The sequence below is a fragment of the Azospirillum sp. TSH20 genome (assembly GCF_003115935.1).
Taxonomy (GTDB): Bacteria; Pseudomonadota; Alphaproteobacteria; order Azospirillales; family Azospirillaceae; genus Azospirillum.
Genome location: NZ_LGQU01000132.1, coordinates 1 through 26,738, shown reverse-complemented (window position 1 = coordinate 26,738; position 26,738 = coordinate 1). Strand labels below are relative to the sequence as shown.

Annotated in this window: 24 protein-coding genes; 8 read left to right on the top strand and 16 right to left on the bottom strand. The window is 68.7% G+C overall.

The window, feature by feature from the left end; all coding sequences use genetic code 11:
* Positions 1-133: 133 nt before the first annotated feature.
* Positions 134-1,042, top strand: coding sequence for an N-carbamoylputrescine amidase (aguB, locus tag TSH20_RS29830; RefSeq protein ID WP_109157550.1), 909 nt, complete (start codon positions 134-136; stop codon positions 1,040-1,042).
* A gap of 50 nt (positions 1,043-1,092) precedes the next feature.
* Here the strand turns inward: aguB and TSH20_RS29825 are convergent, their stop codons facing one another.
* Positions 1,093-1,686: a putative metalloprotease CJM1_0395 family protein gene (locus tag TSH20_RS29825; RefSeq protein ID WP_109157551.1), complete on the bottom strand. Its 594-nt coding sequence runs from the start codon at positions 1,684-1,686 to the stop codon at positions 1,093-1,095.
* 92 nt (positions 1,687-1,778) lie between these two features.
* Positions 1,779-2,813 (bottom strand): histone deacetylase family protein, encoded by a 1,035-nt coding sequence (locus TSH20_RS29820; protein WP_109493008.1) that lies wholly within the window; start codon positions 2,811-2,813, stop codon positions 1,779-1,781.
* A gap of 328 nt (positions 2,814-3,141) precedes the next feature.
* Here TSH20_RS29820 and TSH20_RS29815 point away from each other — a divergent pair, with 328 nt between their 5' ends.
* From TSH20_RS29815 to TSH20_RS29805, 3 genes are all read left to right on the top strand, one after another.
* Positions 3,142-5,970, top strand: a complete 2,829-nt coding sequence (locus TSH20_RS29815) for an SLBB domain-containing protein (protein ID WP_247871722.1) — start codon at positions 3,142-3,144, stop codon at positions 5,968-5,970.
* Positions 5,967-6,761: a colanic acid biosynthesis glycosyl transferase gene (locus tag TSH20_RS29810; protein WP_109157714.1), complete on the top strand. Its 795-nt coding sequence runs from the start codon at positions 5,967-5,969 to the stop codon at positions 6,759-6,761. The genes TSH20_RS29815 and TSH20_RS29810 overlap by 4 nt, the downstream gene beginning before the upstream one ends.
* Before the next feature lie 134 nt (positions 6,762-6,895).
* Complete coding sequence (locus TSH20_RS29805; RefSeq protein ID WP_085089280.1) at positions 6,896-7,363, top strand: helix-turn-helix transcriptional regulator; 468 nt, start codon at positions 6,896-6,898, stop codon at positions 7,361-7,363.
* Here TSH20_RS29805 and TSH20_RS29800 read toward each other — a convergent pair.
* The 5 genes from TSH20_RS29800 to TSH20_RS29780 are packed head-to-tail and all read right to left on the bottom strand — an operon-like array spanning position 7,273 to position 12,375.
* The gene (locus TSH20_RS29800; protein WP_109157715.1) at positions 7,273-8,319 is read right to left on the bottom strand and encodes a glycosyltransferase family 2 protein; all 1,047 of its coding nucleotides are present in this window, start codon (positions 8,317-8,319) and stop codon (positions 7,273-7,275) included. The genes TSH20_RS29805 and TSH20_RS29800 overlap by 91 nt on opposite strands.
* Positions 8,316-9,266, bottom strand: a complete 951-nt coding sequence (locus TSH20_RS29795; RefSeq protein ID WP_247871723.1) for a hypothetical protein — start codon at positions 9,264-9,266, stop codon at positions 8,316-8,318. Before TSH20_RS29795 ends, TSH20_RS29800 begins: the two co-directional genes overlap by 4 nt.
* Positions 9,263-10,549 (bottom strand): glycosyltransferase family 4 protein, encoded by a 1,287-nt coding sequence (locus TSH20_RS29790; RefSeq protein ID WP_247871724.1) that lies wholly within the window; start codon positions 10,547-10,549, stop codon positions 9,263-9,265. Before TSH20_RS29790 ends, TSH20_RS29795 begins: the two co-directional genes overlap by 4 nt.
* Positions 10,550-10,595: 46 nt before the next feature.
* Positions 10,596-11,828 (bottom strand): hypothetical protein, encoded by a 1,233-nt coding sequence (locus TSH20_RS29785; RefSeq protein WP_247871725.1) that lies wholly within the window; start codon positions 11,826-11,828, stop codon positions 10,596-10,598.
* A gap of 31 nt (positions 11,829-11,859) precedes the next feature.
* Positions 11,860-12,375: a hypothetical protein gene (locus TSH20_RS29780; RefSeq protein ID WP_109157717.1), complete on the bottom strand. Its 516-nt coding sequence runs from the start codon at positions 12,373-12,375 to the stop codon at positions 11,860-11,862.
* Positions 12,376-12,743: 368 nt separating this feature from the next.
* Here TSH20_RS29780 and hutG point away from each other — a divergent pair, with 368 nt between their 5' ends.
* Positions 12,744-13,568: an N-formylglutamate deformylase gene (gene hutG / locus TSH20_RS29775; RefSeq protein WP_109157718.1), complete on the top strand. Its 825-nt coding sequence runs from the start codon at positions 12,744-12,746 to the stop codon at positions 13,566-13,568.
* A gap of 109 nt (positions 13,569-13,677) precedes the next feature.
* On the opposite strand, the gene TSH20_RS29770 is transcribed toward hutG, so the two are convergent.
* From TSH20_RS29770 to TSH20_RS29740, 7 genes are all read right to left on the bottom strand, one after another.
* Complete coding sequence (locus tag TSH20_RS29770) at positions 13,678-15,351, bottom strand: ATP-binding protein (RefSeq protein WP_247871726.1); 1,674 nt, start codon at positions 15,349-15,351, stop codon at positions 13,678-13,680.
* Between the two features lie 509 nt (positions 15,352-15,860).
* Positions 15,861-16,343, bottom strand: coding sequence for a MarR family transcriptional regulator (locus TSH20_RS29765; protein WP_246194136.1), 483 nt, complete (start codon positions 16,341-16,343; stop codon positions 15,861-15,863).
* Positions 16,344-16,582: 239 nt separating this feature from the next.
* Positions 16,583-17,362: an SDR family oxidoreductase gene (locus tag TSH20_RS29760; RefSeq protein ID WP_109157719.1), complete on the bottom strand. Its 780-nt coding sequence runs from the start codon at positions 17,360-17,362 to the stop codon at positions 16,583-16,585.
* Positions 17,363-17,384: 22 nt separating this feature from the next.
* On the bottom strand, positions 17,385-18,107 hold the full coding sequence (locus TSH20_RS29755) for a DnaA/Hda family protein (RefSeq protein ID WP_109154003.1): 723 nt from the start codon (positions 18,105-18,107) through the stop codon (positions 17,385-17,387).
* A 13-nt stretch (positions 18,108-18,120) separates the two neighbouring features.
* Entirely contained in the window at positions 18,121-19,188 is a 1,068-nt protein-coding gene (locus TSH20_RS29750) for an AI-2E family transporter (RefSeq protein WP_109157720.1), read from the bottom strand.
* A complete protein-coding gene (locus tag TSH20_RS29745; protein ID WP_109157721.1) occupies positions 19,185-19,745 on the bottom strand; it encodes a CDP-alcohol phosphatidyltransferase family protein in 561 nt (186 codons plus the stop codon). Before TSH20_RS29745 ends, TSH20_RS29750 begins: the two co-directional genes overlap by 4 nt.
* Positions 19,742-21,070, bottom strand: a complete 1,329-nt coding sequence (locus TSH20_RS29740) for a DUF2066 domain-containing protein (protein ID WP_247871727.1) — start codon at positions 21,068-21,070, stop codon at positions 19,742-19,744. The genes TSH20_RS29745 and TSH20_RS29740 overlap by 4 nt, the downstream gene beginning before the upstream one ends.
* A gap of 142 nt (positions 21,071-21,212) precedes the next feature.
* On the opposite strand from TSH20_RS29740, the gene purM reads away from it, so the two are divergent.
* From purM to TSH20_RS35140, 3 genes are all read left to right on the top strand, one after another.
* Entirely contained in the window at positions 21,213-22,274 is a 1,062-nt protein-coding gene (gene purM / locus TSH20_RS29735) for a phosphoribosylformylglycinamidine cyclo-ligase (protein ID WP_109157723.1), read from the top strand.
* A 22-nt stretch (positions 22,275-22,296) separates the two neighbouring features.
* Positions 22,297-22,950, top strand: coding sequence for a phosphoribosylglycinamide formyltransferase (purN, locus tag TSH20_RS29730; protein ID WP_109157724.1), 654 nt, complete (start codon positions 22,297-22,299; stop codon positions 22,948-22,950).
* Positions 22,951-23,075: 125 nt separating this feature from the next.
* Positions 23,076-23,219 (top strand): hypothetical protein, encoded by a 144-nt coding sequence (locus TSH20_RS35140; protein ID WP_158282093.1) that lies wholly within the window; start codon positions 23,076-23,078, stop codon positions 23,217-23,219.
* Positions 23,220-23,439: 220 nt separating this feature from the next.
* Here TSH20_RS35140 and TSH20_RS29725 read toward each other — a convergent pair whose 3' ends face one another.
* Together TSH20_RS29725 and TSH20_RS29720 are read right to left on the bottom strand one after the other, a co-directional pair.
* Complete coding sequence (locus TSH20_RS29725; RefSeq protein WP_199232163.1) at positions 23,440-26,088, bottom strand: valine--tRNA ligase; 2,649 nt, start codon at positions 26,086-26,088, stop codon at positions 23,440-23,442.
* Positions 26,089-26,140: 52 nt separating this feature from the next.
* Positions 26,141-26,738, bottom strand: a 598-nt coding sequence (locus tag TSH20_RS29720) for a DUF2497 domain-containing protein (protein ID WP_109493009.1), incomplete at its 5' end; no start/stop codon positions are given.

Sequence of the window (26,738 nt, the reverse complement as noted above, 5' to 3'; positions counted from 1 at the left end):
CGTGCGGCACCGATCGGGCAATGTGAATATTTCGCTAAATTGTTGATAAACCCCTTCCACCGGCTTGCATAGGATGCGGCCTTTGGTCACACGAGTACGCAAACCGCCTTCACACAGGAGCCGAGAGCCCGCAATGACCGCTTCGACCACCGTTCCTTCGTCCCGTACAGTCACCGTCGCCGCCACCCAGATGGCCTGCAGTTGGGACCGTGCCGCCAACGTCGACGGCGTCGAATCGCTGATTCGCGAGGCCGCCGCCAAGGGCGCGCAGATCATCCTGCCGCAGGAGCTGTTCGAGACCCCCTATTTCTGCAAGGACCAGAAGCAGTCGCTGTTCGAACTGGCCGCTCCGGCCGAGGGGCATCCGGTGATCGGACGCATGCAGGCGCTGGCCCGCGAGTTGTCGGTGGTGATTCCCGTCAGCTTCTTCGAGAAGGCGCGCAACGCCTATTACAACTCGATGGCAATGGTCGATGCCGACGGCAGCCTGCTGGGCGTCTACCGCAAGTCCCACATCCCCGATGGCCCCGGCTATCAGGAGAAGTTCTATTTCAGCCCCGGCGACACCGGCATCCAGGTGTTCAAGACCCGCTACGCCACCGTTGGGTGCGCCATCTGCTGGGACCAGTGGTTCCCGGAGACCGCCCGCGTCATGGCGCTGAAGGGGGCGGAGATCCTGCTCTATCCCACCGCCATCGGTTCGGAGCCGCAGGATTCCTCGATCGACAGCCAGGGTCATTGGACGCGGGTGATGCAGGGCCATGCCGGCGCCAACCTGATGCCGCTGGTCGCCTCCAACCGTGTCGGGGTGGAGCAGGGGGAAAGCTGTGCGCTGACCTTTTACGGCTCGTCCTTCATCGCCGGGCCGCAGGGGGAAATCGTGGCGCAGGCCGACCGTGAGAGCCGGACGGTCCTGACCGCGACCTTCGACCTCGACCGGATCGCGGCACAGCGCGCCTCCTGGGGCGTCTTCCGCGACCGCCGTCCGGAGCTGTACGGCGCCCTGCTGACGCTGGACGGCGAGACGACGCCGCGTCGCTGATCGGGTCGGACGGGGAGGATCGGGAAAGGCGGTGCCGACGCTGCGGGGCGTCAGACCGTCAGCCCCCTCCCCGCTCCGGCGGAATTGCCCAGCGCCTGTGCCGCGCCATAGGCGGCAGCCGCCCGTCCGGACGCGGTGTCACCACCCTGCCGGCGCTGTTCCGACTGGGCCTGCAGCTTCGCCGCGTCCGCCTGCGCGGCGACGCGCAAATCCTGCGGCGACGGGTCGGCCGGGGCAAGAGCCGCGGCCTTCACCTGCTCCATCTTGGCGACGGTGGCGGTCGGTTCCGATTCGGGACTGACATCGATCGGCACCTCGCCGGCGGTGGCGTAGTTCTTGCCGTCCGGCCCACGGGTGAAGGTGAAGGAGGCACCGCCGGCCTGGGCGCCGCCGGCCGCCTGATGCGCCGCCTCGTGCTGGCGGACGCTGGTGTCGGCCTGCTTGAGCTTCTGGACCTGCTGCTGTGCCGCGTCGGACAGGGTGACGGTGTCGGTGGAGCCACCGCCCTGCCCCTTCCCTTCGGCACTGTCCTTCCCGCCATCCGACGCGGCCTTCCCATCCCGCCGCAGCGGCTGGCTGCGTGGGGGGGCATAGGTCCCGATGGACGGGCTGGTGATGGAAAGGTCGGCAGCCACCGCCCGCATCCTCAAGAAAAGAGGCCGAACTTCCCTTCAATTTAGGACGATTCGGCCGCACCGGCAACGGTGCGACCGCCGTTATGCCGCGATCGCCGCCCTCAGCCCTGCTCGAAACCGGTCAGGACGTTGGCGACATTCACGCCGAGGTCGTCGACGGCATAGCCGCCCTCCAACACGAACAGAGTCGGCAACCCGATACCGGCGATGGCCGCGCCCATGCGCAGGAAATCCTCCGACAGCAGCCGGAAGCGGGAGATCGGGTCGCCGCCATAGGTGTCCGCCCCCAGCGACAGCACCAGCGCGTCGGCACCGAATGCATGGATGCGCGCCGCGGCGGCGGCCAGCGCCTGGGCATAGCCGTCCCAGTCGGTCCCCCAGGGCAGCGTCAGGTTCAGGTTCGCTCCCTCCCCCGCCCCGGCTCCGGTCTCGTCGGCATGGCCGCAGAAATAGGGGAATTCGTCCGCGGGATCGGCATGGATCGACACGAAAAGCACGTCGCCGCGCTCCCAGAAAATCTCCTGCGTGCCATTGCCGTGGTGATAGTCGACGTCCAGCACCGCCACCCGCGCGGCCCCGCCGTCGCGCAGGGACTGCGCCGCAATCGCCGCGTTGTTCAGGAAGCAATAGCCGCCGTAGAAGGCATGGCCGGCGTGGTGCCCAGGCGGACGGCACAGCGCGAAGGCGCCGCCATCGCCGGCCCGCAGGCGGTCGGCGCCGGTCAGCGCGCTGTCGGCGGCGGCGGTGGCGGCCCGCCAGGTCCCGGCGGTGATCGGCGTCCCGGCATCGAAGGAGTAGAAGCCGAGTCGCCCGTCGATGGAGCGCGGCACCCGGCGCCGCGACATGCCCGGCGCCACCCAGTTCAGCGGCAGCGCGTCGATGTCGGCGCCATGTTCCTTCACCCATTCGTCCCAAGCGGTCTGCAGAAAATTGAGATAGCCGGCGTCATGCACCCGTTCCAGCGGCGCGATGCCGTGACGGGTGGGTTCCACGATCGGACCCAGCCCCACCGCCTCGATCCGCGCCCGGACGATATCGGCGCGGGCCGGCTTCTCATAACAGGGCACGAGCTGGCCGTCGTTGAGTTCGGACCGGCCGGCCTGCAGCCGATGCTCTTCGCTGTGAATGACGATCACGCCACTGGTTTCCCTGATTGTTCCACGACTGTTCCGCCGCCAGGTGCCGTCCGGGCCGGCGCAGTTCGGATCATCATAGACCCGCAGACGGGACGATGGACGATGCCCTTTTGCATGGCGACCCGGATGCGGGCCATTGCCTTTCGGCCGAACGCACGCAATAGTGTTCATTGCCTTCAGCTCGCGTTGTGCGGGTGGTGGATTGGGTTATTGGACATCGATGCTGGCTGCTGCGTGCAGGATATTCGCCCGACTGGCGCCGGGGGCGGCGTCGATTCTGTGGGCGTGCGCCGTGTTGGCCGCGGGGCCGACGCGAACTGACCAGCCATTGCCGCAATCGCCTGGAAGCGCCGCAAACTCTTTCGCTTCTCCCCTCGAAGCTGCCTTCTCCGCCCGCGCCGGCGAGTCGCTGCGCCAATTCGGCTATGACCTGTTCGGCCCTGCCGCGGATGCCGCAGGGGCGGACGCAGCCCCCGGCGCCATTCAGGGCGATTACGTGCTGAACACCGGCGACGCCGTGCTGGTGACCCTGCGCGGCCAGAAATCCTTCAGCAAGCGCTTCACCGTCGACCGCAACGGGCAGCTGGTGGTGGACGACCTGCGCCCGCTGACCGCCGCGGGCCTGACGCTGGATGCCCTGCGGCGGGACCTTGCCGCTGCCGCAGCCGCCACCTGGCCCAGCACCGACGCCTTCGCCTCGCTGGCGGAGGTGCGGCGGATCGGCGTTCTGGTCACCGGCGCCGTCCGCCGGCCGGGCCGGCAGGAGATCAGCGCCTTCGCCACCGTGCTGGACGCCCTGTCCGCGGCCGGCGGGGTGGAGCGTGGCGGCAGCCTGCGCGCCGTGCGGCTGATGCGGGCGGGCGGCAGCGTCGCCATAGACCTCTATGCCCTGCAGATCGCCGGTGCCTCCGGCAATGCGGACATGCCGCTGCGCGACGGCGACCGCCTGTTCGTTCCGCCGCTGGGCGCCACCGTCGCCGTCGCCGGCCCGGTGAAACGGCCGGGAATCTACGAGCTTCCGCCCGGCGGCGGCCCGCTGTCGGCGGCGGAGTTGCGCGACCTTGCCGGCGGCTCGCTGCGGCCCGGCCAGGGGCGGCTCCTCCGGTTCGGCATCGGTCCCACCGGCGAGGAGATGACGGAGGAGGTCGCGGACGCCGATGCCAGACGCTTCGGCGACGGCGACCTGCTGCTGCTCGCCCCGCGGCGCGAGGACCGCCGCGGCGAGGTACGGCTGGAGGGGCATGTCCTGCGTCCCGGCCCGCGCGCTTGGAGCCGGGCCAAGACGCTGCCTGGACTGCTGTCCCGCACCGATCTGCGCCCCGATCCCTATCTGCCCTTCGCCGCCCTGGAAAGCACCATCCCCGCCACCGGTGCGCGTGACCTGCGGCCGGTCGCCCTATCCGCCGTCCTGAATGGCAAGGACCGCCGCGACCTGGCGGAAGGCGACACGCTGTATGTGCTGGGGAGCGCGGATGTCGATTTCCTGACCTCGGAGCCGGTGCTGGCCATCCTGCGCGGCGACCGGCAGCCACCGCAGGATGCCTGCCCCGGACTGGTCGCGCTCGCCAGGACCCTGGCGGCGGAACCGGCTGGGCCGCTCGCCACCGGACCGCAGGTCCGCGCCGCCGCCACGCTGACCGGCGCCCGCACGCCCTGTCCGCCGCTGTTCGCCGCGGTGCCAGACCTGCTGCCTCTGGCCCTGCGCCATTCGGTTCTGCGCCTGACCGGCGTGCCGCGCCCCGGCTTCTATCCCATGGCCGACGGGGCGGAGAGCGCCGGCGCCCGCGAGACCATCGTCGAGTCGCAAGCCCCGCAGTACGAACTGATCGGTCATGTCCGTCACCCCGGCACCCGCCGGCTGGCCGCCGGAACCACGCTGCGCAAGGCGCTGGCCGACGGCAAGCTGTTGAGGCGCGATGTCTATCCGTTGCTGGGCATCGTCGAGCGATACGACCGGCGGACCCTGACCCGGCTCTATCTGCCCTTTTCTCCGCAGGAGGTTGCCGCCGGGCGGGCGGATCGCGGACTGGCCGACGGCGACCGCATCCACCTGTTCGCCGCCGACGACATCCGCAGCCTGGAAAAGCCCGCCGAGCCGGCGCCCGACGACAAGGCGGACAGCGAAAGCGAGCCGGCCATGCTGGCGGCCGTGCTCGATCCCGCCATCGTCGCGGTGATTGGCGAGCGGACGGTCCAGGTGCGCGGTGCGGTACGCGATCCCGGCGGCTACCCGGTCGCCGACCGCACGCCGCTGGTCTCCCTGATCGCCGCGGCCGGCGGGCTGTCCGCCGATGCCGACCCGACGGTGGCGGAACTGACGGCCGCCAACGGCACACGCAGCAGCATCGACCTTTCCCGCGACGGCGCACGATCGGTCGGTCCCGGCGATGCGCTGCGGATCAATCCGCGGCCGCAGGCGCTGGAATCGCGCGCCGTGGCCATCGAAGGGGCGGTGCGCCGCCCCGGCCGCTACGACATCGGCCGCGGCGAGACGCTGTCCTCGCTGATCGCGCGGGCCGGCGGCCTGCTGGACGACGCCTATCCCGCCGGGGCGGTGTTGACCCGTGAGAGCGAGCGCCGCCGCGAGAAGGAGCAGTTCCAGCGCCAAGCCCGCGAGCTGGAACGGACGCTGGCGCTGGAGGTTGAGAAGGGCGAACCGGTGAAGGCGGAGAATGTCGCGTTGGCCCGCCAACTCGCCGCCCAGCTCCGAAGCGCCGAACCGCTCGGCCGCGTGGTGGTCGAGGCGGACCCCGCCGTCCTGCGCGGCCGGCCGGAGCTGGACCCGCTGCTGGAGCCCGACGACCGTATTCTGATCCCGAAACGGCCGCTGACCGTGGCGGTCTCGGGCGAGGTGCTGCACCCCACCGCCGCGCAGTTCGTCAGCGGCAAGACGGCGGACGATTATCTCGGCGAGGCCGGCGGCACCACCCGCGATGCCGACACCGGCCGGAGCTTCCTGGTCCTGCCCGACGGGCGGGCCCGGCCGCTGGCGCTGTCCTCCTGGAACCACCGGGTGGACGCGATTCCGCCGGGTTCGATCCTGGTGGTGCCGCGCGATCCGCGCCCCTTCGACGGTCTGGACGCCACCAAGGCGGTCGGCAACATCCTGAGCCAGTTGGCGATCACGGCCGCCTCGATCTCGGTGATCACCCGATGACGGCGCCCGCCCCTCCCCGCCTCGCCATCCTGACCGTGGTCCGCAACGACCGCGCCGGGCTGGCCGACACCCATGACAGCCTGCGCGGTCAACTGGGCCGCGATGTCGTCTGGCTGGTGGCCGATGGCGCCTCCACCGACGGAACCGCGGAGTGGCTGACCGCCCATGCCGAGAGTCCGCTCTGGTGGCGGTCGTGCCCCGACTCGGGGCTGTACGACGCGATGAACGACCTGCTCGACGTCGCCCGTCGGCTGGACTGCAGCCATGCCCTGTTTCTGAACGCCGGCGACCGGCTGGCGGCGGCGGACAGCGGGCCGCGCCTGCTGCAGGCCATTGCCCGGCACCCCGGCTGCGCCCTTCTCTACGGCGATGCGCTGGAGCGGCAGGGGGACGGACGTATCCTCCTGAAGCGCGCCCGGTCGCACCGCTGGGCGCCGCTGGGTATGTTCACCCACCATCAGGCCATGATCTACCGGGTTTCCGCTCTGGCAGACCTTCGCTTCGACCCCCGCTATCGGATCGCAGCCGATTACGCCTTCACGCTTGCCGTTCTTGGCCGCGGTGAGGCGGTGCGGCTGCGCTGGCCCGTCTGCCTGTTCGCCCCCGGCGGCCTGTCACAACGCGATGCCGCCGAGGGCCGGCGAGAGCAAACCGCGATTCGCCGATGCCATTACCGCTGTGGAGCGGCAAGCGCAGCGGCGGTAGCCGCAGCTCAGCGAGTCGCGCTGGCAGTGCGTCATTATTTTCCCTCAGCATACGCGAAATTACGTTTCCGGTGCCCGGAAACATAACGTCTTTTGCATAGGTCCTCCCTCTTCCACCCGAACGGGCCATTGATACGCACAAATGGTTGCATAGAATTTACTTTCTGAACTAAGCATTCTCGCGGCGCCTTCCCTCCGGCTTTCCCTTCGAGGTACGACTTATGAGCGCGACCAAGACCAAACTCGCCCCCGCCCACACCCTGTCGCGCCGCGGCGAAGGTCCCAACCCCATCGACATCCATGTCGGCGCCCGCCTGCGGCTTCGCCGCACCCTGCTCGGCCTGAGTCAGGAAAAACTGGGCGAGGCGGTCGGGATCACCTTCCAGCAGCTGCAGAAGTACGAGCGCGGGTCGAACCGCATCAGCGCCAGCCGCCTCTACAATCTTTCGCAGGTGCTGGGCGTGCCGGTCAGCTACTTCTTCGACGACATGCCGTCGCCTGACCAGATCACCGCCGAATCCCCTGCCGAGAGCATGAGCGAGACGGACGAATTCGAATCGATGGCGCGCCGCGAAACGCTGGAGCTGGTCCGGGCCTATTACCGGATCGAGGATCCGGGCGTGCGCAAGCGCACCTTCGACCTGCTGAAGGCACTGGGCGGCGACCGCATCGCATTGCTCGAGGAGTAAGGATCGTCCGCCGGTCGCATGATCGGTGGATTTTCAGGATAGGTATCGACCGCCGGGAAGCGGGCTGACGCCTCCCGCGCCTGTGCGGCTGACCGCATCTTGAACCCGACCTGCCAATAGTAGAACGCGCGCGCCAGCGCGTGATCGAGCCCTGCTGCACCGTCGAGAAACCCCAGGCGCAGCACATAGGCATGCAGGAAGGCCCAGAGCGGCCGGCCGGGCAGTCGCTGGAACAGCCGCTTCTGCATCCGCCGGCCCGCGATTCCGCACATGCGCTTGGAAAGAGCGGGGGCGATGTCCGGCTCGCCGTCGATCAGCCGCTCCATCCGGCCGTCGGCGCGCAAGGCCGCCTCCCAGTCGGAATAGCGGTTGTGACGGTCGAACCAGGCCGAGAGCGGCTTGGCGTCGTCATGGTCCATCGGCTGGTGTAGCCGGCCGGTCATGCCGGCGACCTCAGGCTGGTAATGCCCCTCCACCTCCCACATGGAGGCGACATCCAGATCGGGCTGTTCGGGAAAACGCACGCGCCGGCGGTCCAGCAGGGCGAGCTTGCGGTTCCAGCAGCCGAACCGCAGCGGCCGGCCACGGACGACCGGCCGGCCGTCGATCCAATAGGCGGCATGGCTGGGTCCGTCGGCTGAGGATCCCGCCATCAGGCGGCCAATCTCCTCCACCAATTCCGCCGTCGGCCGTTCATCGGCATCGACAAAAAGAACCCAATCATGGGCGAAGGGCAGAGTGTCCAGGCACCACTGCTTCTTCTTGGGATAACGGCCGTTCCAACGGAAAGGAACCAGCTGCGCACCGTGGGACAAGGCGATGTCCGGCGTTCCGTCGCCGCTGCCGCTGTCGACCACGAAGCACTCGGCAAAACGGGCGAGCGACGGCAGGCAGACGGGCAGGTTCGCCGCCTCGTCGCGCGTCATCACGACCACAGATACCGGAATAGCTGTCATGGCACCGCCTCCACGCCGATGCCATGGTCCTTCAGTGCGTGGCGCGCCGACAGGCCGAAGGCGGCGGCGATCAGCCCGACCAATCCGGCCAGCGGCACCACGACGGCCGGATTGGGCCAGTCCGGCAGCGCGCCGGCGGTCGGCGGCTGGATCAGGTCGGCGGCAAAGGGCAGGTCAACGCCGATCATCATCGCCACCCGCTCCTGGTCGAGCAGCAGGTCGCTCAGGGCCTGCCGGTGCTCCGCCACGGTGACGGCGCCAAGGCGGAGCTTGATGTGGGCGATCTGCGCGGCGCTGCGCCGGGCCGCCTCCGCCCGCAGATGGGCGTCGGTTGCCGCGGCGATCCGCCCCAGAAGATCGACCGCCGTCTCCCGGTCGGCATGACGGAAGGTGATGCGCCGCATCGGCCCCGACCGCAGCATGTCGACCACCAGCCGGTCGCGCAGGGCGCGCGCCACGCGGTCGCCGTCCGGCTCCACCCAATCCTCGCGCCCGACCAGCGCCAGCAGCCCCCGCTTCACCATCGGCAGCAGCCCCGGCGGCGATCGCCAGCGCCCCGCCTCCGCATCCCAGCGGTCGGGGAACAGGGCACGCAGGATGTCGGGATCGCGCGCCAGACGCTCGGCAACAGGGCCCGACCCGAACAGTTCCAGATAGCGGGCGAAGTCCGACAGCGATTCGTCACCCGCCCCCGGTTCGGCGACGCCGGCGGAATCCCGGCCGCTCAGCGTCGGCACCCGGGCGCCCATCGCGGCCGATCCGACCCGCGCCGTCGGCCCGATGACCATCGCCGCGGTATAGGCAGGAGTCACCGTCCACAGGCCCGCAATCGCCAGCGCCAGCCCGCCCAGCCAGCCGGCCAGCAGCCAGCGCCACCCCGTCTGCAAGGTACGAACGAAGGCGCGCAGGTCACCCTCTGCGCCCGATTGGGGCAGGACCAGGGTCAAGGCCTCCGGCTGGGGCGGAGGGTGGGTTGGTGAGATGACGCCGTCAGGCATGGGGCAGCGGCCTTCCCATCACCGGCCGGGCAAGCCTGCGTTCCGCCACGAGGCGTTCGGCCAGTCCGGCGAAGGCCGCGGCAGCCCTGTCTGCCGGTCCAGGCGGCGGATAGCCGGACCGCACGCTCACCCTCCGCCGCGCACCGGCCGGGATCGGCGGCATAGGCGCGGACCGCATCGGCGATGGCCGGACCGTCGAACGGGTCGATCACCAGACCGCAGCCCTCGACCCGTGCCGCCGCCTCGCTCCCGGCCGGCCCCAGGAACAGGCAGGGCCGCCCCGCCGCCTGCACCCCGGCCAGCTTGCTCGGCACCAGCATCCCCTCCGCAGCCGGGTCCATCGACACCAGATGCAGATCGGCGGCGGACAGGCACTCCGCCAGCCGCTCGGCCGGCTGCCAGGAAAGCCGCCGCAGGTTGCGCAAACCTCGATCGCGCGCGGCCTCTTCCACCGCGGCAAATCCCTTTCCCTCGCCGACCAGCAGGAAAAGCACGGCGGGATCGCTGTCCTGCAGCCGGGCCGCGGCCTCCAGAACGCCTTGCATCGGATGGGCAAGCCCAAGCGTCCCGGAATAGACGACCAGGAAACGGCCGTCGCCCTCCTCCAGCCCCAGCGACCGGCGGAAGTCGTTTTCTTCCTTCGGCAGCGGGCGGATCGCCGGATCGGGCCAATTCGGCAGCAGAGTCATCCGGTCAGCCGGTACACCCGCCGCCAGGATGCGATCGCGCATGCAGCGCCCGATGGCGACCACCCCGCTATGCCGGCGCAGGGCGCGCGTCATGCCATGGCCGGCCATTCGCCGGAGGATCGCCGGCATCCGCACCCCCAGCACCGGCAGCAGGTCCGGGTACAGGTCCTGGCACCAGTGCAGCGACGCCGCCCCATGCCGGGCGGCCAGTACCGGACCGGCCAGCGCCAGCAGCGGCGGATCGGTCATCGTCACCACCAGGTCGTGGCGCGGCAGGCGCAAGGCCCGGCCGGTCAGCCGGCACAACGAATCGAGATAGGCGCGCGCGTCCGGCCTCTCCCCTGCCGCGACCACGCCGCCGGTGCGGCAAAGCGTGACGCCGGCCGGCGCGCGGCAGTCCGTCCGCGCCCCGTCCGCGACCACCGTTACCCGCCAGCCTGCAGCCGCCAAACGGCCGGAAAGGTCCGACAGGCAACGGCCGGTGGCCCCGCGGTCCGGCGGGAACACCCGGTTGACGAACAGGATGGACGGCGGATCGAACATCACGGCGCACCGATGCGGGAATTGCACGCGAAAGTATGCAGATGCACTAAGGTGCCGACAACCCTTTCCTGCGCTCCGCCGCCACAAGCATCAGCGACAGGATGACGCCGGTATCGAGATACTTGAAGCTGGTGTGGAGGCAGAGCGCCATCAGCAGGGGCGGCACCACCGCGAGGGCCAGTGGCGGATCGGCCGCCAGCAGCCGGCACCAGGGCCGGACCAGCGCCGCCAGATAGGCCCCCAGCGCGATCATGCCGAAAAGCCCGGTCTTCAGCAGGCTGTAGCTGGCCAGCGTATGGGTGTAGCTGACCCGCCAGCCCCCCACCGCCGGGTTGGCGATCCGCGCGCCCCAGCCGTCGCCGAACAGCAGAGCCCAGGGCGTGGCGACGGCATGGTCGATCACCGCCGCGGCTTCCTCCCAGCGGGCGTTGATTCCGGTCAGCCGCGTCTTCTCAGCCGCCTGCTGCCAAGCGCCGACCAGGGCATCGCCGCCGGCCATCGCCAGTAGGCCGAATCCCAGCAGCAGAGGCAACGCCAGCCACGGTCGCCGCCGCGCCCACCACAGGGCGGTCAGGGCGAGCGACAGCACCGCCAGCCCCAGCGCGGTGCGATGGACCGCGCCGGCGAGCGCGCCAAGGCAAAGTGCTCCACCGACGGCACAGGGAATCGCCGCCATCCAATACCGGATTCGCCCGCCCACCGCCACCAGCGACAGCGCGAGCGCCGGCAGAAGCACCGCAGCGAACAGAACCGACGGGGCATTGAGCAGATAGACGCCGCCATCGGCCATCGCCCGCCGTCCGATGGCGCCGAATCCCCAATCCGCCTGCCGCCACCAACGCAAGGCCAGCAGCAGCCCGGCCATCGCCAGCCCACCCGCCAGCGCGCGCACCGTCCGGTCTCCGCCGCTCTGCAGCGCCGGCACCAGAAGCGCGGGAAGGAACAGGAAGACCAGGGGCACGACGTCCCGCAGGATGTCGGCCGCCTCCCACCCCAGCGCAGCCCCGCGCAGCAGAGGCACCCACAGAAGCCAGGTGAACGCGGCGACCGCCACCGGCATCCAGCGCATATCCGACTGCCCGACGCCCGACGGCGTCCGCAGGGCATGACCGCTCGCCACCGCCAGCGGCCACTTCCAGCCGACGGCGGCCAGGATCAGAAGGCCGATGGACAGTTCGGCCCCGCGCAAAGCGGGCGGCGCCGGGACGCTGAGGCCGCCATAGAGCAGCATGGCCGCCGTCATCGACAGCGCGCCGAGGCTGCCGGCCGCCACCCTCACGGCCGATCTCCGGAACGCGGGCCTACAGAACTCAGGCCCAGCGCTGCTCGGCGCGGTCCAGACGATAGAACAGCCCTTCCTGCGGACGCAGTCGCAGCGTGCCGGTCAGGGTCAGCGGTTCCCGCGTCGCCGGCAGGGCGATGGCGGTGTGGACATGCATCATGGTCGCCGGTCCGGGATTCTCGCAGGCGGGACACCCCATTGGATTGGCGGACAGGATGAAGCGGTTGTGGGTGGCGCCGTCGGTCAGCGGCACCATGAAGCCGCGAACGGTGACCGGCCGGCCGTCCAGCGCCGAAACCTTCGTGGGAAATTGCGGATTGCCGGCAAGGCCGCCGAACCGCACCGTGCCCAGATCGCGCCAGATCGCCGTGGTTTCGTCCAGCGGCAGGTGGAAGGGGCCCGCGGGATGGCTCGGCGCATCCGCCGATCCGGCGGCCCAAACGGCCCAGCCGGCAACGGGAGCGAGCGCAAGCGGCAACAGAATCTGGCGCCGGCCGGGCATGGCCGTGCCCAGGGCCGCACCAAAACGGGTGGCGGTGTTCATGGTCGCTTCTCCCCTGCTGCGTTGCTTCGTCACCGGGGCTGCGAAATCGGGGCGCCGTGTGCTGCGGAAGTCTTTTGTCCGGTCGCCAGGGAACAGCTTTGTCCGGTGCGGGGCGACGCCTTCTGCCGGGCGGTCGCCAATTGCGCGAAAGTCTCCGGCAAGCGCGGCCCGCGGTCAACCGGCAATTCGCTGGAACGCAAGCGGAATACTGGCGCGTTAGGACAGGTTTCCCGCGGCGCGCTATCCCGGCGCATTCAAAAAAACGCAATCTGTTTGACGGGGTGCGGCACCGCACTCCATAGTCCCAGCACTGGCCGTGCCGCACTGCACACAGTCCCGCGCAAGCCGTTCCGATGACGAGACGAGCCATGGAAACCTTTCGCTTCCAGCCGGGCGAAACCCCGGTCCTGCTCAGCATTCCGCATGTCGGGACGATGATTCCGCCGGACATCGCAGCCACGATGACGCCGGAAGGGCTGGCCCAGCCCGACGTCGACCGCCACTTGGATCGGTTGTACCACTTCGCCCCCGCGCTCGGAATCGGTTTCCTGACGGCGCTGTGTTCGCGTTACGTGGTGGATCTGAACCGCGACCCCGACGGTGTCATGGTGCAGCCGGGCCTCGACCCGACCGAAATCTGTCCGCTGACCACCTTCGACCATCAGCCGATCTATCAGCCGGGGCGGGAGCCCGACCGGGCGGAGGTCGACCGGCGGGTCGGCGCCTACTGGCGCCCCTATCACGAGCAGCTGCGCAGCGAGTTGCGTGCGCTCCGCGACCGATACGGCGTCGCCGTCCTGTTCGATGCCCATTCGGTGCGCAGCCGGGTCCCGCGCTTTTTCGACGACACTCTGCCCGACTTCAACCTGGGCACCGGCGACGGCAGCAGCAGCGCACAGCCGCTGGTCGTCCGGCTGATGAACGTGCTTTCGGCGTCGGAGCGCTATTCGGCCGCGCTGAACGGCCGCCTGCGCGGCGGCTTCATCATCCGCAGCTACGGCCAGCCGGAAGAGAACATCCACGCCATCCAGTTGGAACTGACCCAGTCCACCTATATGGACGAGGACGCGCCCTATCACTTCCGCCCTGATCTGGCGGCGGAGGTAAAGCCGTCGCTGGAGCGGCTGCTGAGCGTCGTCGTAGAGTGGGCGTGGCAGAAGGCCAGCGGACAGCGGCGTGCGGCGTTCCTGTAACCCCGCCCTCCTGTAACCCCGCCCACGACTCGGCCGTTCGCCCCTCACCAAAGAGTGGCCCTTCCCCGTTGCCGGGGAAGGGCCGAAGGACGGCCTGATCGGGGATGGATCAGATCTGGCCGCGCTCGCTGGCCTGACGCATCAGGACATATTGGCGCATCATCTGGTTGCGGAAGCGGTAGCGTTCCAGTCCCGGTTCCACCACCGGGGCCAGGATGCCGCCATGGTCTTCCCGCGTCAGACGCTTCAGCAGGTCGAGCGTTGCGGCGCTCGGCAATTCGCCGCTGTCGCCCGCCAGATCGTTGGGATCGAACACGCCATAAGCATCGGCCGGGCACAGCGCCGCGGCCAGCAGTGCATCCTCTAGCTCGGCCCGACGGTCGGCGGCCAGCGCGCGGGCATAGCTTTCGACGATGCCGCGTTCGGCCTCCTGCAGGCAGCGGGCGACGGCATAGCCAAGATCCGGCCGTTCCACCAGCTTGCTGCCGCGGCTGACGGCGCTGCGCGCCGCATGCAGGCCCAGAAGCTGCGCGTAATAAGGCAGGCCGCGCACGAACTCGGCGATCCGCCGCACCACGTCGGCGGCAAACTCGATGCCGGCATTCTGCGCACCCGCCTGGATCAGGCGGCCGATCTCCTGATCGGTCATCAGCGGCAGATGCACCGGCACCAGGGAACGCTGGATCGACGGATGCTTGCCCAGCAGCTGGTCGAGATTCTCGGCGACGCCGACCACCAGCAACGTGACGGGGATCGAGCTGTCGGTCAGGTTCTTGAACAGCTCCGCCAGCTTGTTGCGGAAATCCTCGTCGGTGACGCGGTCATACTCGTCGAGGATCAGCAGCACATGGGTGGCGTGGATGCCCGACAGCACCTCGTTCAGCTCGGTGACGCTGAAGGCGCCCTCCGGCAGCAGTTCGTTGAAGCTGGCGAAGTTGCGCCGCGCCGCGAACGGGTTGTCGAGCGCCGAGCGGTAATAGGTCGAGGGGATCTTCTTCAGGAAGTGCCGGAAGATGTCCTCGAAGCTCAGCTCGCCGCTGCAGGTCAGCTTCAGCGACAGATAGCCCGCCTGCCCGGCGATCTTCTCAATCGCGTTGGCGACGGAGGTCTTTCCGCGGCCGCGGTCGCCATAGAGGATGACGTGCGCCCGCTCCTCCTCGATGGCCGAGATGATGCGGCGCAGGGTGTCGTTGCGGCCGATGAACAGGCCGTTCAGCTGCTGCTTCGGCCTGGTCGGGGTGAAGGCTTCGCGCAGAAGGCCGTTCAGCTCCGGCGTCAGGCCCTTCAGCATCGCCGGCGCGTTGGCGCCTCCGTTGGCCCCGAAGCCGCCGCGGTAACCGCCGTTGACCGACATGGTGAAGCGCGGCAGGTCGTGCTCGCCGTCGGCATCATGGCCGCCGGGCTGCGGGAACATATGGCCGCGGCGGTCGCCGGTGGCCTCGTTGTCGATGACATCGGGCAGACGCGGGGCGGCAGGACCGCGCATCGCCTCGAACCCTGCCCGGCCACCGATAGGCCCACCGACAGGATTGCCACCCGCATTCCCATCGACCGGACGCAGATGGAGCCCACCCGGCCGTCCCGGCGCGTTGGAAAAGCCGCCGGCTCCCGGTCCGTTCATGCCGCCATTCATACCGCCGGCCATGCCGGGTCCGCCGGTCAGCGGACCGGACCCGAGTCCCCCGCCGGTGATGCCCGGACTACCCAGGCCGGCAGCGCCGGCGGCCGGCAGCCGCTCGTCCGCCACGGCGGCCGAGCGACGCTTTCGAAAGAAATTCCGCATCCGTCCCAATCCCCACGCGTTGTCGGCGTTCGCGGAACCGGCCCCCTTTCGGCTTCTCTGGTGGGCCAGGGACGGTTCCGCGTGTTCCCGATGTAAGCGCTGCGCCGGCCGGGGTGGGCTGGGATTTCGGATATAATACCGACGCGGCATCCCTCGTTCGGAGACCTCTTCCGAAGGGCTCCACCGCCCCGCCCTGCCACAGACCGTATATTGGGCGCTTCGACGGTCATCACCCGATCAGGATCGGTCCGACCGTGGCCCAGCCATAGAGCACCGCCAGGAACAGGGCGAGAGTCACGCACTCACGCAGGAAAGCCAAAACCGACATGCCACCCTCCATTGTTCGCGTCTTGTTCTGATAGAGCTACCAGAACGGACGCGGAACGGCAACTGCGCAGTTCTGTCTATGTTCTCGTTACGGACTCAGGTGTTCCATTCCGGACACAGATCGAACGGACAGGCGGTCAGAAAGTTACGTGTCGAATGCGTGGAGTTTAACGCTTGGAGCTTCAGGCCGGATCGGCGTCGTCGTAGCGGATCAGGTCGGTCCAGGCGCGTTCCAGCCGCCGCAGCGTGCGATAGGTGGTTTCGAAATCGGCGCCGTCGCTGTCGGTGCGCAGCAGACTGTCGGCGCGCATCGCTTCCAGCTTCTTCAGCGCCTCGCAGGTCGCGAGCCCCTGGTCGGACAGCTTGAGCCGGGCGGCCCGGCGGTCGCGCTGGGACGGGCTGCGGTCGACATAGCCCGCCTCCACCAGATGCTTCAGATTGTAGGAGGCGTTGGAGCCCAGGTAATAGCCGCGCTCCAACAGATCGCGGACTGACAGTTCCTCGGTGCCGATGTGCAGCAGCATCAGCGCCTGCGTCGGGCTGAGGTCGGTCACGCCGATGCGGGCCAGTTCCATCCGAAGCACGTCGAGGAAGCGTCGGGTGATGCTTTCCATGACGCGGCCAAGGTCGGTGTAGACCGCGGGGGCCGCCACACTCTGCTGCATGCTCATCATTCCTGTGCCAGTGGCTTGCAAAGCACCAGTGCTTTGCAAACGCCGTTATCCGGTCGGCGCAGCACAGTCCGTGCCTGCCGATCGGCGGACCGGGGAAAGGGTGCCGCGACACCCCTTCCCGTCGCCGTTTCTTAATGGCCTGTGACGATGGGCGGATTTTGTAGCGAATTGGAGGGACAAACTTGAGACGCGGGGGTGTTCCGCCCCCGCCGCCTGCAATAACCGGCAGATTACATGGTGCCGGGAAAGGCTCCGCCATCCAGAAGAATGTTCTGCCCAGTCATGAAACCGGACTGGGCGGCACAGAGAAAGGCACAGGCGGCCCCGAATTCCTCCGGATCGCCGAATCGGCCGGACGGGTTCGTCTTGCGGCGCAAATCCATCTCTTCGTCAATGCTGCGGCCGGCGGCCTTGGCGCCACCCTCCATGGTCTTGCGCAGACGGTCGGTCTCGAACGGGCCGGGCAGCAGGTTGTTGATGGTGACGTTGTGTTTCACCGTCTGCCGCGACAGGCCGGCGACGAAGCCGGTCAGGCCGGTGCGCGCGCCGTTCGACAGACCGAGAATCGGGATCGGCGCCTTCACCGCGGCGGAGGTGATGTTGACGATCCGGCCGAAACGGCGGGCGATCATGCCGTCCACCGTCGCCTTGATCAGGAAGATCGGCGCCAGCATGTTGGCGTCCAGCGCGCGAATCCAGTCGTCGCGGTCCCAATCGTGGAAATCGCCCGGCGGCGGACCCCCGGCATTGTTGACCAGGATGTCCGGTTCCGGGCAAGCGGCCAGAGCGGCAGCCCGCCCCTCTTCCGTCGCGATGTCGCCGGGGGCGGTGGTGACGGTGACGCCGGTGGCCTTGCGGATCTCCTCGGCGGTCGCCTCCAGAGCCTCGGCATTGCGGGCGGTCAGGGTGACGTGAACGCCCTCGCGGGCCAGCGCGAAGGCGCAGGCGCGGCCCAGCCCCTTGCTGGCGGCGCAGACGATGGCTCGGCGGCCGGCGATACCCAAATCCATGGTCGTCTCTTCCCTTTTTGAATCAGAGGGTCGTTTTGGAACCGGATCGTTGCGGTTCCGTCCGTTGCAGATCCGAAAGGACTTCGCGCGCCAGCGGCACGGTCACGCCACGATGGGCCGCCAGCGAGGCATGGTCCAGCGCCGCTACCAGTCGGCGGGCGAAATCCAGCGACCGTTCCATCCGCGCCAGAAGATAGGTGATGACCTCCATCCCCGGCCGCAGTTGGCGGTCGGCGAACAGCTTGACCAGCACCGCGGCCAGCAGCGCGTCGTCGGGCGGCCGGACCTCCACCGCCGGTGCGCCCTTGATGCGCGAGCGCAGGTCGGGCAGCCGGGTGCGCCAGCGCGACGGCGCCTTGCGCGACAGCAGAAGCAGATGGCCCTGCTGTTCACGGGCGAGGTTGTAGAGGTGGAACAGCGCCTCTTCCCGCTCGGGCTTGCCGGCGACCATGTCCGCATCCTCGACGACCACGGCGTTGGCGGGAGCCAGCAGGGACGGCACCACGCCCGAATCGAGGGCATCGCCGCGGGTCACCACCGCGTGGCTGCGGGCGCGCCAGACCTGGGACAGATGGGTCTTGCCGCAACCGGCCGGGCCGAACAGGGTCAGCGCCGGGGCCGGCCAGGACGGCCAGCGGTCCAGCCACGCCACGGCGTCGGCGTTGCTGGACGCCACGAGGAAATCCTCGCAGCCCATTGCAGTCCGGTGCCCGAGGTCGAGCGGTATCTGCGCCGGCAAGCTCATGCGGACACACCCATCAGCGTTCCGCGTCGGTGCCGCGGTAGTACGGGCTTGAGAGATACTGTCGCAATGCGAAGCGGGTCAACACGCCGATCACCGCGGCCACCGGCACCGCCAGCAACACGCCGACGAAGCCGAACAGGCTGCCGCCGGCCAGCAGGGCGAACATCACCCAGACCGCATGCAGCCCGACCTTGTCGCCCACCAGCTTCGGCGTCAGGACATTGCCTTCCACCGCCTGCCCGAACAGGAAAATGCCGACCACGATGGCGACGCGCCAGAACTCGTCGAACTGCAGCAGGGCAAGGCCGGTGCTGGCGACGAAGCCGAACAGGGTGCCGACATAGGGGATGAAGGACAGCAGACCGGCCATCAGACCGATCACCAGCCCGAAGTCCAGCCCGGCCGCCGACAGCGCCAGCGCATAGAAGACGCCCAGCACGACGCAGACCGTCGCCTGCCCGCGTACGAAACCCGACAGGGTGACGTTCACCTCGCGCGCCTGCTCGCGCACCGTCTCGGCATGCTGGCGCGGCAGCCACGAATCGACCTTGCCCACCATCAGGTCCCAATCGCGCATCATATAGAAGGCGACGACGGGCGTGATGAACATCAGGGTGACGATGTCGAACAGTGCCAGGCCACCCGACAGAATGCGGGTGACGACGCGTCCGACCAGCCCCGCCACCTCCCCGGCATAGGTGCCGGCGGCGGCGCGCAGCCGCTCGACATCGTCGGCGGGCAGGCGGTGGATAAAGCGATTCAGGGCCGGGATCAGCCGCTCCTTCACCAGTGTCGCATAGGTCGGCAGCACCTCCAGCAGGTGGGAGACCTGCCCCTGCACCAGCGGCAGCAGCAGCAGCGCCACCAGCACCATGACCAGAACGAATCCCAGCAGCACCAGCGTGGTGCCGAGCCAGCGCGGCAGCCCCGCCGCCTCCAGCCGGTCGACGGCGGGGTCGAGCAGATAGGCGATGGCCAGCCCGACCACGAAGGGCAGCAGCATGTCCGACAGCAGCCAGAGCGCCAGGACGAACAGCCCCAGCCCGATCAGCCAGAAGCGGAGCTGCTTGGCCGCCGTCACGGAACGCCGCCGAGCCGGTTGAACAGCAAGGCGCCGCGCCGCGCGTACAGCAGACCCGACAGCACCGTCGTCACCGTACAGGCGTACACCAGCACATCGACCAGCGCCCAGCCATACAGGTGGATGTCCGGCAGTCCCAGCGCCGGCGGCGCCAGAATCGCCGCGGCCAGCGCGATCTGCACCACCGTGTTCACCTTGCTGATGTAGAGCGGCTGCATCGCCAGCGTCTCCTTCAGGGTGAACAGCAGGATGACGCCGCCGATGATCATGATGTCTCGGAACACCACCATCATCGCCAGCCACAGCGGGATCGCGCCGACCCAGGCCAGCGCCACATACACCCCGACGATCAGCGCCTTGTCGGCCAGCGGATCGAGATAACCGCCCAGCACCGTGCGCGCGCGGAACATGCGGGCGATGGCGCCGTCCAGCGCATCGGACAGACCGGCGGCGACGAACAGGGCGAAGGCCCACTCCATGTTGCCGATCAGGATCATGTACATCGCGGCCGGAACCGCCACGATGCGCAGGAACGTGATGATGTTGGGAACGCTCACGGCTGGCTCTTGGCCGGCAGCGTGCCCAGGTTGCGCGGCGGGGCGCCCATTGCGGCCGGAGCACCGGCGCCCATATTGCCGGCGCCCATCGGCGCCGACGGCGCCAGCGAGGTCGGCGACGCCATCGGCGAGGCCGCGGAAGGAACCGCACCGGCCGACGCCGCACCCGACCCGCGCGGCAGCAGGGTCAGCTGCCAGTCGGCCGACTGCACCGGCAGCGGCGCCCCGGGATAGGCTGGCGGATAGCCGGCGGGCACGGCGGCCGACCGCGCGAATCCGAGATCCTGGCGGGCGAGCGCCTGGGCCAGCTGCTCGGGATCGCCGCGATAGGTCAGGGTGATGAGCGCCTCGTTGCGGCTGATCGACATCAGGCTGGTGCGGCTCACCGCGGGAACGGCGGACAGCCGCTTGCGCGTCTCCACCCAGTCGTTCACCGCGGTCAGCGGCACGCTGACGATGGTGTTCTGCTCCGGTCCGGTGGCGGTGGTGTGCTCGCGCCGCCACGAATCGTCAATCTGGGTGCCGACCGCCGCGACCGCACGGTTCATCAGTTCGTCGGCACTGCCGCCGCCCTTCACCTGCACCGTCTGGTTCTCGCGGTTGCCGTCCAGCCCATAGCGGGTGACGTCCACCGTCAGGCCGCGCGCCGGGTCGGGACCGTTCGCCGGCATGTCGGTGCGGGCGACCACGACTCCGCCGGCCTTATAGGCCTGCGCGATGCGGGCGAGCGCCTCCGAATTGCCCGCGATCGCGTCCTCGCCGCTGATCGCCTGGGCGTCGGAAAGCTCGCCGTCCGGCACCACCAGCGGCACCAGCGAAGCGGCGGGCTGCCGCGCTTCCCAAGCGGCGCGCCAGGGGGTGCGGTCCTGCCACAGGACGACGCGGCCGTCGCTCTGGGTCACCGGCAGGATGACGAAGGGGCGCGACGGCGGCTCGACATACTGGGTGGCGCCGCCGCTCTGGCCGAGCGCGTCGCGCACCGCGTTGGGACGGAAGCGCACGGTGATGGCGCCGACATAGCGGGTGGCCGACACCTTCTCCTCGTCGATCTCGAAGCCCTGGACCATCCTGGCGATCTGGTTGTCCGACAGGCGCGGCGGATTGCCGCCACCGGGCACCAGACGCCCGTACAGCTCAGCCCAGGCCTTGGCCTGCGCCTCGCGGATCGCCTGATCGCGGATGGTGGTCGGATTTCCGCCGCTGATGTCGACCTGCACGCCGGACACGGCGAAGGGATCGGCGGCGGACGAGACGGCGGCCGGCGGCGGGGAACCGGTCTGCGCCCCGGCCGGCCCGGTCATGGTCAGGACCAGAGCGGTGGACATGGCAGCAAGACCGGCGAGGAGCGGCGCGCGGCGGCGGTGGAGCATTGCAAAGCCTTCCGATTCGAGTATGTTCGGCCCGAGCCCAAGGCCCGGTATATAGCTCAGCCCAAGCGAGGATACCATCAGCACCCAGTCCTATAACATGTCCGACGCCTACAAGCAGGCCGGTGTGGACATCGATGCGGGCAACGCGCTTGTCGAAGCGATCAAGCCCCTTGCCCGCTCCACCGCGCGTTCAGGCTCCGACGCGGGCCTGGGCGGTTTCGGCGCCCTGTTCGATCTGCGCGCCGCCGGCTACCAGGATCCGCTTCTGGTCGCGACGACCGACGGCGTCGGCACCAAGCTGAAGGTGGCGATTCTCGCCAACCGTCACGATACGGTCGGCATCGACCTCGTCGCCATGTGCGTCAACGATCTGGTCGTGCAGGGCGCCGAGCCGCTGCTGTTCCTGGATTACTACGCCACCGGCAAGCTCGACGTGGCCGCCGGCCGCGACATCGTCGCCGGTATCGCCGAAGGCTGCCGTCAGGCCGGCTGCGCGCTCGTCGGCGGCGAGACCGCCGAGATGCCGGGCATGTATTCCGAAGGCGATTACGACCTCGCCGGTTTCTCCGTCGGTGCTGTGGAACGCCAGCATGCCCTGACCGGTTCCGCCGTGCAGGCCGGTGACGTGGTCCTTGGCCTCGCCTCCACCGGCGTGCATTCCAACGGCTATTCGCTGGTTCGCAAGCTGGTCGAGAAGTCAGGCCTCGGCTACGACGCCCCCTGCCCGTGGGACGAGTCGAAGTCTCTGGGCGAGGCGCTGCTGACGCCGACCCGCATCTATGTGAAGAGCACGCTGAAGGCGGTGCGCGCCGGCACGGTCCGTGCCATGGCCCACATCACCGGCGGCGGCCTGATCGAGAACATTCCGCGCGTTCTGCCGGACGGGCTGGGTGTCGTTCTCGACGCCTCGACCTGGACCCTGCCCCCCGTCTTCTCCTGGCTGATGAAGACCGGCGGCATCGCTCCGTACGAGATGGCGCGCACCTTCAACGTCGGCCTCGGCATGGTCGTCGTGGTTCCGGCCGACAAGGCGCAGGAGGCCATCGACATCCTTCGCGAGGGCGGCGAGACGGTCTACACCGTCGGCACCGTCACCGCGCTGAAGGACGGCGACGCCCGCGTGACCGTCAATGGCATGGACGCGGCCTGGACCGCGTAAGGGACGCCTAAGGATCCTTGTGATGAGCAAGTTGAAGCTCGGCGTCCTGATCTCGGGGCGCGGCAGCAATCTGCAGGCGTTGATCGACGCCTGCGCCGCGTCCGATTTCCCGGCCGAGATCGCGCTGGTCCTGTCCAACAAGGCCGACGCCTTCGGTCTGGAGCGGGCGGCCAAGGCCGGCATCGCCACCGCGGTGGTCAGCCACCGCGACTATCCCGGCGACAAGCCGGCCTTCGAGGCTGCGATGGACGCCACCCTGCGCGAGTCGGGTGTCGAGTTGGTCTGTCTCGCCGGCTTCATGCGCCTGCTGTCGCCCTGGTTCGTCGGGCAGTGGCACAACGCGCTCATCAACATCCACCCGTCCCTGCTGCCCTCCTTCAAGGGGCTGGACACCCATCAGCGGGCGCTGGACACCGGCGTCCGCTTCCATGGCTGCACCGTGCATTATGTGCGGCCGGAGATGGACGAAGGCCCGATCATCGCCCAGGCCGCGGTTCCGGTCCTGCCCGACGACGACGCCCATAGCTTGGCCGACCGCGTGCTGGAATCGGAGCATCGCCTTTATCCGCATGCCGTTCGTCTGATCGCCGAGGGCCGCGCCCGAGTCGACGGCGATCTGGTGCGGATCGACGGCCCGGTTCCCGAGCTTGCGGCCGTGGTCAACCCGCCGCTGTAAGCGCGCTCTTCCTTCCGATCACCCCTCTTCCGGCATAGTTGACGGTTCCGCTCGGAATCTGTTGCGTTTCCGTGCGTCCGCGTCAAAAATTGCGGGCAAAAGAAACTGTTGGAGGGTTGATCGATATGGCGGCCGTCAGTCCGAACCCGGTCAGTGAAGAGACCGTCCGCGCACATCAGGCGAACTGGATCGCCTTCACCAAATTCATGAAGCTCAGCATCGCCGGAGTCATCGCGGTGCTGGTGCTGCTGGCGATCTTTACGCTGTAACAGGCGAAGGTCGCTGTATAGCGGGGCAGTAAGACCCCCCACCTAACCTCCCCCGCTGGGCGGGGGAGGAACTGCCGCCTTTTTCCCGTATCAGCACCAGTCCCCTCCCCCGCCCAGCTCTCGCACAAAGCTTCGCTTTGTGCTGACGCGGCAGGCGGACCGAAGGTCCGCTGAGAGCGGGGGAGGGTTAGGGTGGGGGCAAGTGTGTCTGCCCCACAACTCACCCCGCCAGCATCTCCAGCGCCTTCTGCAGCTTGTCGCGGGCCTGGTCGGCGGCCTCGCGGCGGTCACGCTGCTCCTCGATTACCTCTTCCGGAGCCTTGGCGACGAACTGCTCGTTCGACAGCTTGGCGTCGATCTTCTTGATCTCGCCGGTCAGCTTGTCGATCTCCTTGGACAGCCGCGCCTTCTCCTTGTCGAGATCGACGATGCCTTCCAACGGCAGCACCAGCGTGGTCTCGTCCAGCACCGCCTGAACGCTGCTCTTCGGCACGTCGCCCTGAAGCGGATCGACGCTCGACAGCCGGGCCATGCGCAGGATCAGGTCGCGGTGGGTGTCCAGCCGCTTCAGGCTGACCGCGTTCGGATCCTTCAGCTTCAGCTCGATCTGCGCCGCCGGCGGGACGTTCATCTCCGACCGCATGGAGCGGACCGAGGAGATCAGCCGCACCACCCAATCCATCTCGTCGCGCGACGCCGGATCGATGACGTCTGCGGCGAACTCCGGCCATTCCGCCGAGATCAGGCGGTTGGCGCGGGCCGGCGACAGCTGCTCCCACAGCTCTTCGGTGATGAAGGGCATCAGCGGGTGCAGGATGTGCAGAATCTGATCCAACACCCAGGCGGTGGTCGCCCGAGTCTCGGCCTTCGCCGCCTCGTCCGTGCCGGCCAGGATCGGCTTGGTGAACTCCATATACCAGTCGCAGAAGGTGCCCCAGGTGAACTGGTAGGCGGCGCCGGCGGCCTCGTTGAACTTGTAGGCGTCGATCGACTCGGCGACCTTCTTCGCCGCATCGGCCAGCGCGCCGACGATCCAGCGGTTGACCGTCTGCGTCAGCCCAACCGGCTTGTAGCCGGCGACTGGCTCACAGCCGTTCATCTGGCAATAGCGGGCGGCGTTCCACAGCTTGGTGGCGAAGTTGCGGTAGCCCTCGACCCGGTTCACCGCCAGCTTGATGTCGCGACCCTGCGCCGCCATCGCCGACAGGGTGAAGCGCAGCGCGTCGGTGCCGTACTGGTCGATGATCTCCAGCGGATCGATGACGTTGCCCTTCGACTTCGACATCTTCTGCCCCTTCTCGTCGCGGACGAGGGCGTGGATGTAGACGGTGCGGAAGGGAACGTCCTTCATGAAGTGCAGGCCCATCATCATCATCCGGGCGACCCAGAAGAAGATGATGTCGAAGCCGGTCACCAGCACGTCGGTCGGATAATAGCGGTCCAGTTCCGGCGTCTGGTCGGGCCAGCCGAGCGTCGAGAACGGCCACAGCGCCGACGAGAACCAGGTGTCGAGCACGTCGGCGTCGCGGGTCAGTTCGACGTCCTGGCCGTAATGCGTCTTGGCCGCAGCGCGCGCCTCCTCCTCCGTCTCCTCGACGAAGAAGGTGCCGTCCGGGCCGTACCAGGCCGGAATCTGATGGCCCCACCAGATCTGGCGGCTGATGCACCAGGGCTGGATGTTGCGCATCCATTCGAAATAGGTGTTCTCCCACTGCTTGGGCACGAACACCGTCTTGCCGGTTTCCACCGCCTCGATGGCCGGCTTAGCCAGGGTCGCGGCATCGACATACCACTGGTCGGTCAGCCACGGCTCGATGGCGACGCCGGAGCGGTCGCCGTGCGGGACCATGTGGGTGTGCGGCTCGATCTTCTCCAGAAGCTCCAGCGCTTCCAGCTCGGCGACGACCCGCTTGCGCGCCTCGTAGCGATCCAGCCCGCGATAGGCCTCGGGAACGTTGTCGTTCAGCCGGGCGTCGCGGTCCATGATGTTGATCTGTTCGAGCCCGCAGCGCTTGCCGACCTCGAAGTCGTTGAAGTCATGGGCCGGCGTGATCTTCACCGCGCCCGAGCCGGTCTCCGGATCGGCATATTCGTCGCCGACGATCGGGATCAGCCGGCCGACCAGCGGCAGCCGGACCATCTTGCCGATCAGGTCCTTGTAGCGCTCATCCTCCGGGTGCACCGCGACCCCGGTATCGCCCAGCATGGTCTCCGGACGGGTGGTGGCGACCACGATGAAGCGGCCTTCCTCCCCGTCGATCGGATAGCGGAAGTGCCAGAGGTTGCCCTTGATCTCCTTCTGCTCGACCTCGAGGTCGGAGATCGCGGTGTGCAGCTTCGGGTCCCAGTTGACCAGCCGCTTGTCCTTGTAGATCAGGCCCTGGCGGTGCAGTTCGACAAACACCTTGCGGACGGCGCGGCTCAGCCCCTCGTCCATGGTGAAGCGCTCGCGCGGCCAGTCGGGCGAGGCGCCCAGGCGGCGCAGCTGGCGGGTGATGGTACCGCCCGATTCGGCCTTCCATTCCCACACCTTGTCGATGAAGGCGTCGCGGCCGAAATCGTGACGGGTCTTGCCGTCCTTCGCGAGGTTGCGCTCCACCACCATCTGGGTGGCGATGCCGGCATGGTCGGTTCCCGGCTGCCACAGGGCGTCGCGGCCGCGCATGCGGTTGTAGCGGGTCAGCACGTCCTGGATGGTGAAGGTCAGCGCATGGCCCATGTGCAGGCTGCCGGTGACGTTCGGCGGCGGCATCATGATGGTGTAGGGCTTGCCGTTCCCCTGCGGCTGGGCGGCAAAGGCGCCCGACTCTTCCCACAGGCGGTAGTGCTTCTCCTCGACCTCGGCGGGCCGGTACGTCTTTTCCAACATCACCACGTACTTTCGCTAGAAACGTCTCAACCGGGGCTTAAAAAAGACAGGATCAGAACTTCTGCGACCGCCGGATCATGCGATCGATCTCCTGCTGGACCAGCCGCTCGACCACCGTCGGCAGATTCTCGTCCAGCCATTCCTTCAACAGCGGCTTCAGCAGCTCGCGCACGACCTCTTCCACCGTGCGGATGCCGATGGGCATCGGGCCGATGGACAGATCGTCGCCCAACTCGCGCGCCAGATGGGTCAGGTGGTGCGAGGCATCCTCCGCCGTCCGGCGGGAGATCAGCCCGTCATCGGGATCGACCGTGCGACGGCGCGGACGCGGCGGGGGCGGCGGCTCGTCATCCTCGAACTCGTCGAACACCGGCGCCGGCCGCCGGGCGGCGGGACGCGGCGGCGGCATCGGCTCGGGCTCGGGCTCGTCCCAACGGGGCGGAGGCGGCGGAGGCGGCGACGGTTCCGGAAAAGCCGGTTCCTCCGGCCACGGATCGGGGTCCGGCTGGCCGAAGTCGGGCCGGTCGTCCGGCTCGTCCTCCACCATCTGGGTCAGTTCCAGGACGTCGTCGTCCTCGTCCACCGGCGGGGGTGGCGGGGGCGGCGGAGGGGGTGGCGGCGGAGGAGGCGGCGAAGGCGCCTGGGTTTCT

What these genes read in the sequence shown, in the direction of transcription:
- TSH20_RS29760 (WP_109157719.1), bottom strand. Translation starts at nt 17,362, where the DNA reads ATGGATTTGGGTATCGCCGGCCGCCGAGCCATCGTCTGCGCCGCCAGC.
- purN (WP_109157724.1), top strand. Translation starts at nt 22,297, where the DNA reads ATGAGCAAGTTGAAGCTCGGCGTCCTGATCTCGGGGCGCGGCAGCAAT.
- TSH20_RS29800 (WP_109157715.1), bottom strand. Translation starts at nt 8,319, where the DNA reads ATGACAGCTATTCCGGTATCTGTGGTCGTGATGACGCGCGACGAGGCG.
- TSH20_RS29780 (WP_109157717.1), bottom strand. Translation starts at nt 12,375, where the DNA reads ATGAACACCGCCACCCGTTTTGGTGCGGCCCTGGGCACGGCCATGCCC.
- TSH20_RS29790 (WP_247871724.1), bottom strand. Translation starts at nt 10,549, where the DNA reads ATGTTCGATCCGCCGTCCATCCTGTTCGTCAACCGGGTGTTCCCGCCG.
- TSH20_RS29805 (WP_085089280.1), top strand. Translation starts at nt 6,896, where the DNA reads ATGAGCGCGACCAAGACCAAACTCGCCCCCGCCCACACCCTGTCGCGC.
- TSH20_RS29770 (WP_247871726.1), bottom strand. Translation starts at nt 15,351, where the DNA reads ATGCGGAATTTCTTTCGAAAGCGTCGCTCGGCCGCCGTGGCGGACGAG.
- hutG (WP_109157718.1), top strand. Translation starts at nt 12,744, where the DNA reads ATGGAAACCTTTCGCTTCCAGCCGGGCGAAACCCCGGTCCTGCTCAGC.
- TSH20_RS29825 (WP_109157551.1), bottom strand. Translation starts at nt 1,686, where the DNA reads ATGCGGGCGGTGGCTGCCGACCTTTCCATCACCAGCCCGTCCATCGGG.
- TSH20_RS35140 (WP_158282093.1), top strand. Translation starts at nt 23,076, where the DNA reads ATGGCGGCCGTCAGTCCGAACCCGGTCAGTGAAGAGACCGTCCGCGCA.
- aguB (WP_109157550.1), top strand. Translation starts at nt 134, where the DNA reads ATGACCGCTTCGACCACCGTTCCTTCGTCCCGTACAGTCACCGTCGCC.
- purM (WP_109157723.1), top strand. Translation starts at nt 21,213, where the DNA reads ATGTCCGACGCCTACAAGCAGGCCGGTGTGGACATCGATGCGGGCAAC.
- TSH20_RS29755 (WP_109154003.1), bottom strand. Translation starts at nt 18,107, where the DNA reads ATGAGCTTGCCGGCGCAGATACCGCTCGACCTCGGGCACCGGACTGCA.
- TSH20_RS29740 (WP_247871727.1), bottom strand. Translation starts at nt 21,070, where the DNA reads ATGTCCACCGCTCTGGTCCTGACCATGACCGGGCCGGCCGGGGCGCAG.
- TSH20_RS29725 (WP_199232163.1), bottom strand. Translation starts at nt 26,088, where the DNA reads ATGTTGGAAAAGACGTACCGGCCCGCCGAGGTCGAGGAGAAGCACTAC.
- TSH20_RS29765 (WP_246194136.1), bottom strand. Translation starts at nt 16,343, where the DNA reads ATGCAGCAGAGTGTGGCGGCCCCCGCGGTCTACACCGACCTTGGCCGC.
- TSH20_RS29810 (WP_109157714.1), top strand. Translation starts at nt 5,967, where the DNA reads ATGACGGCGCCCGCCCCTCCCCGCCTCGCCATCCTGACCGTGGTCCGC.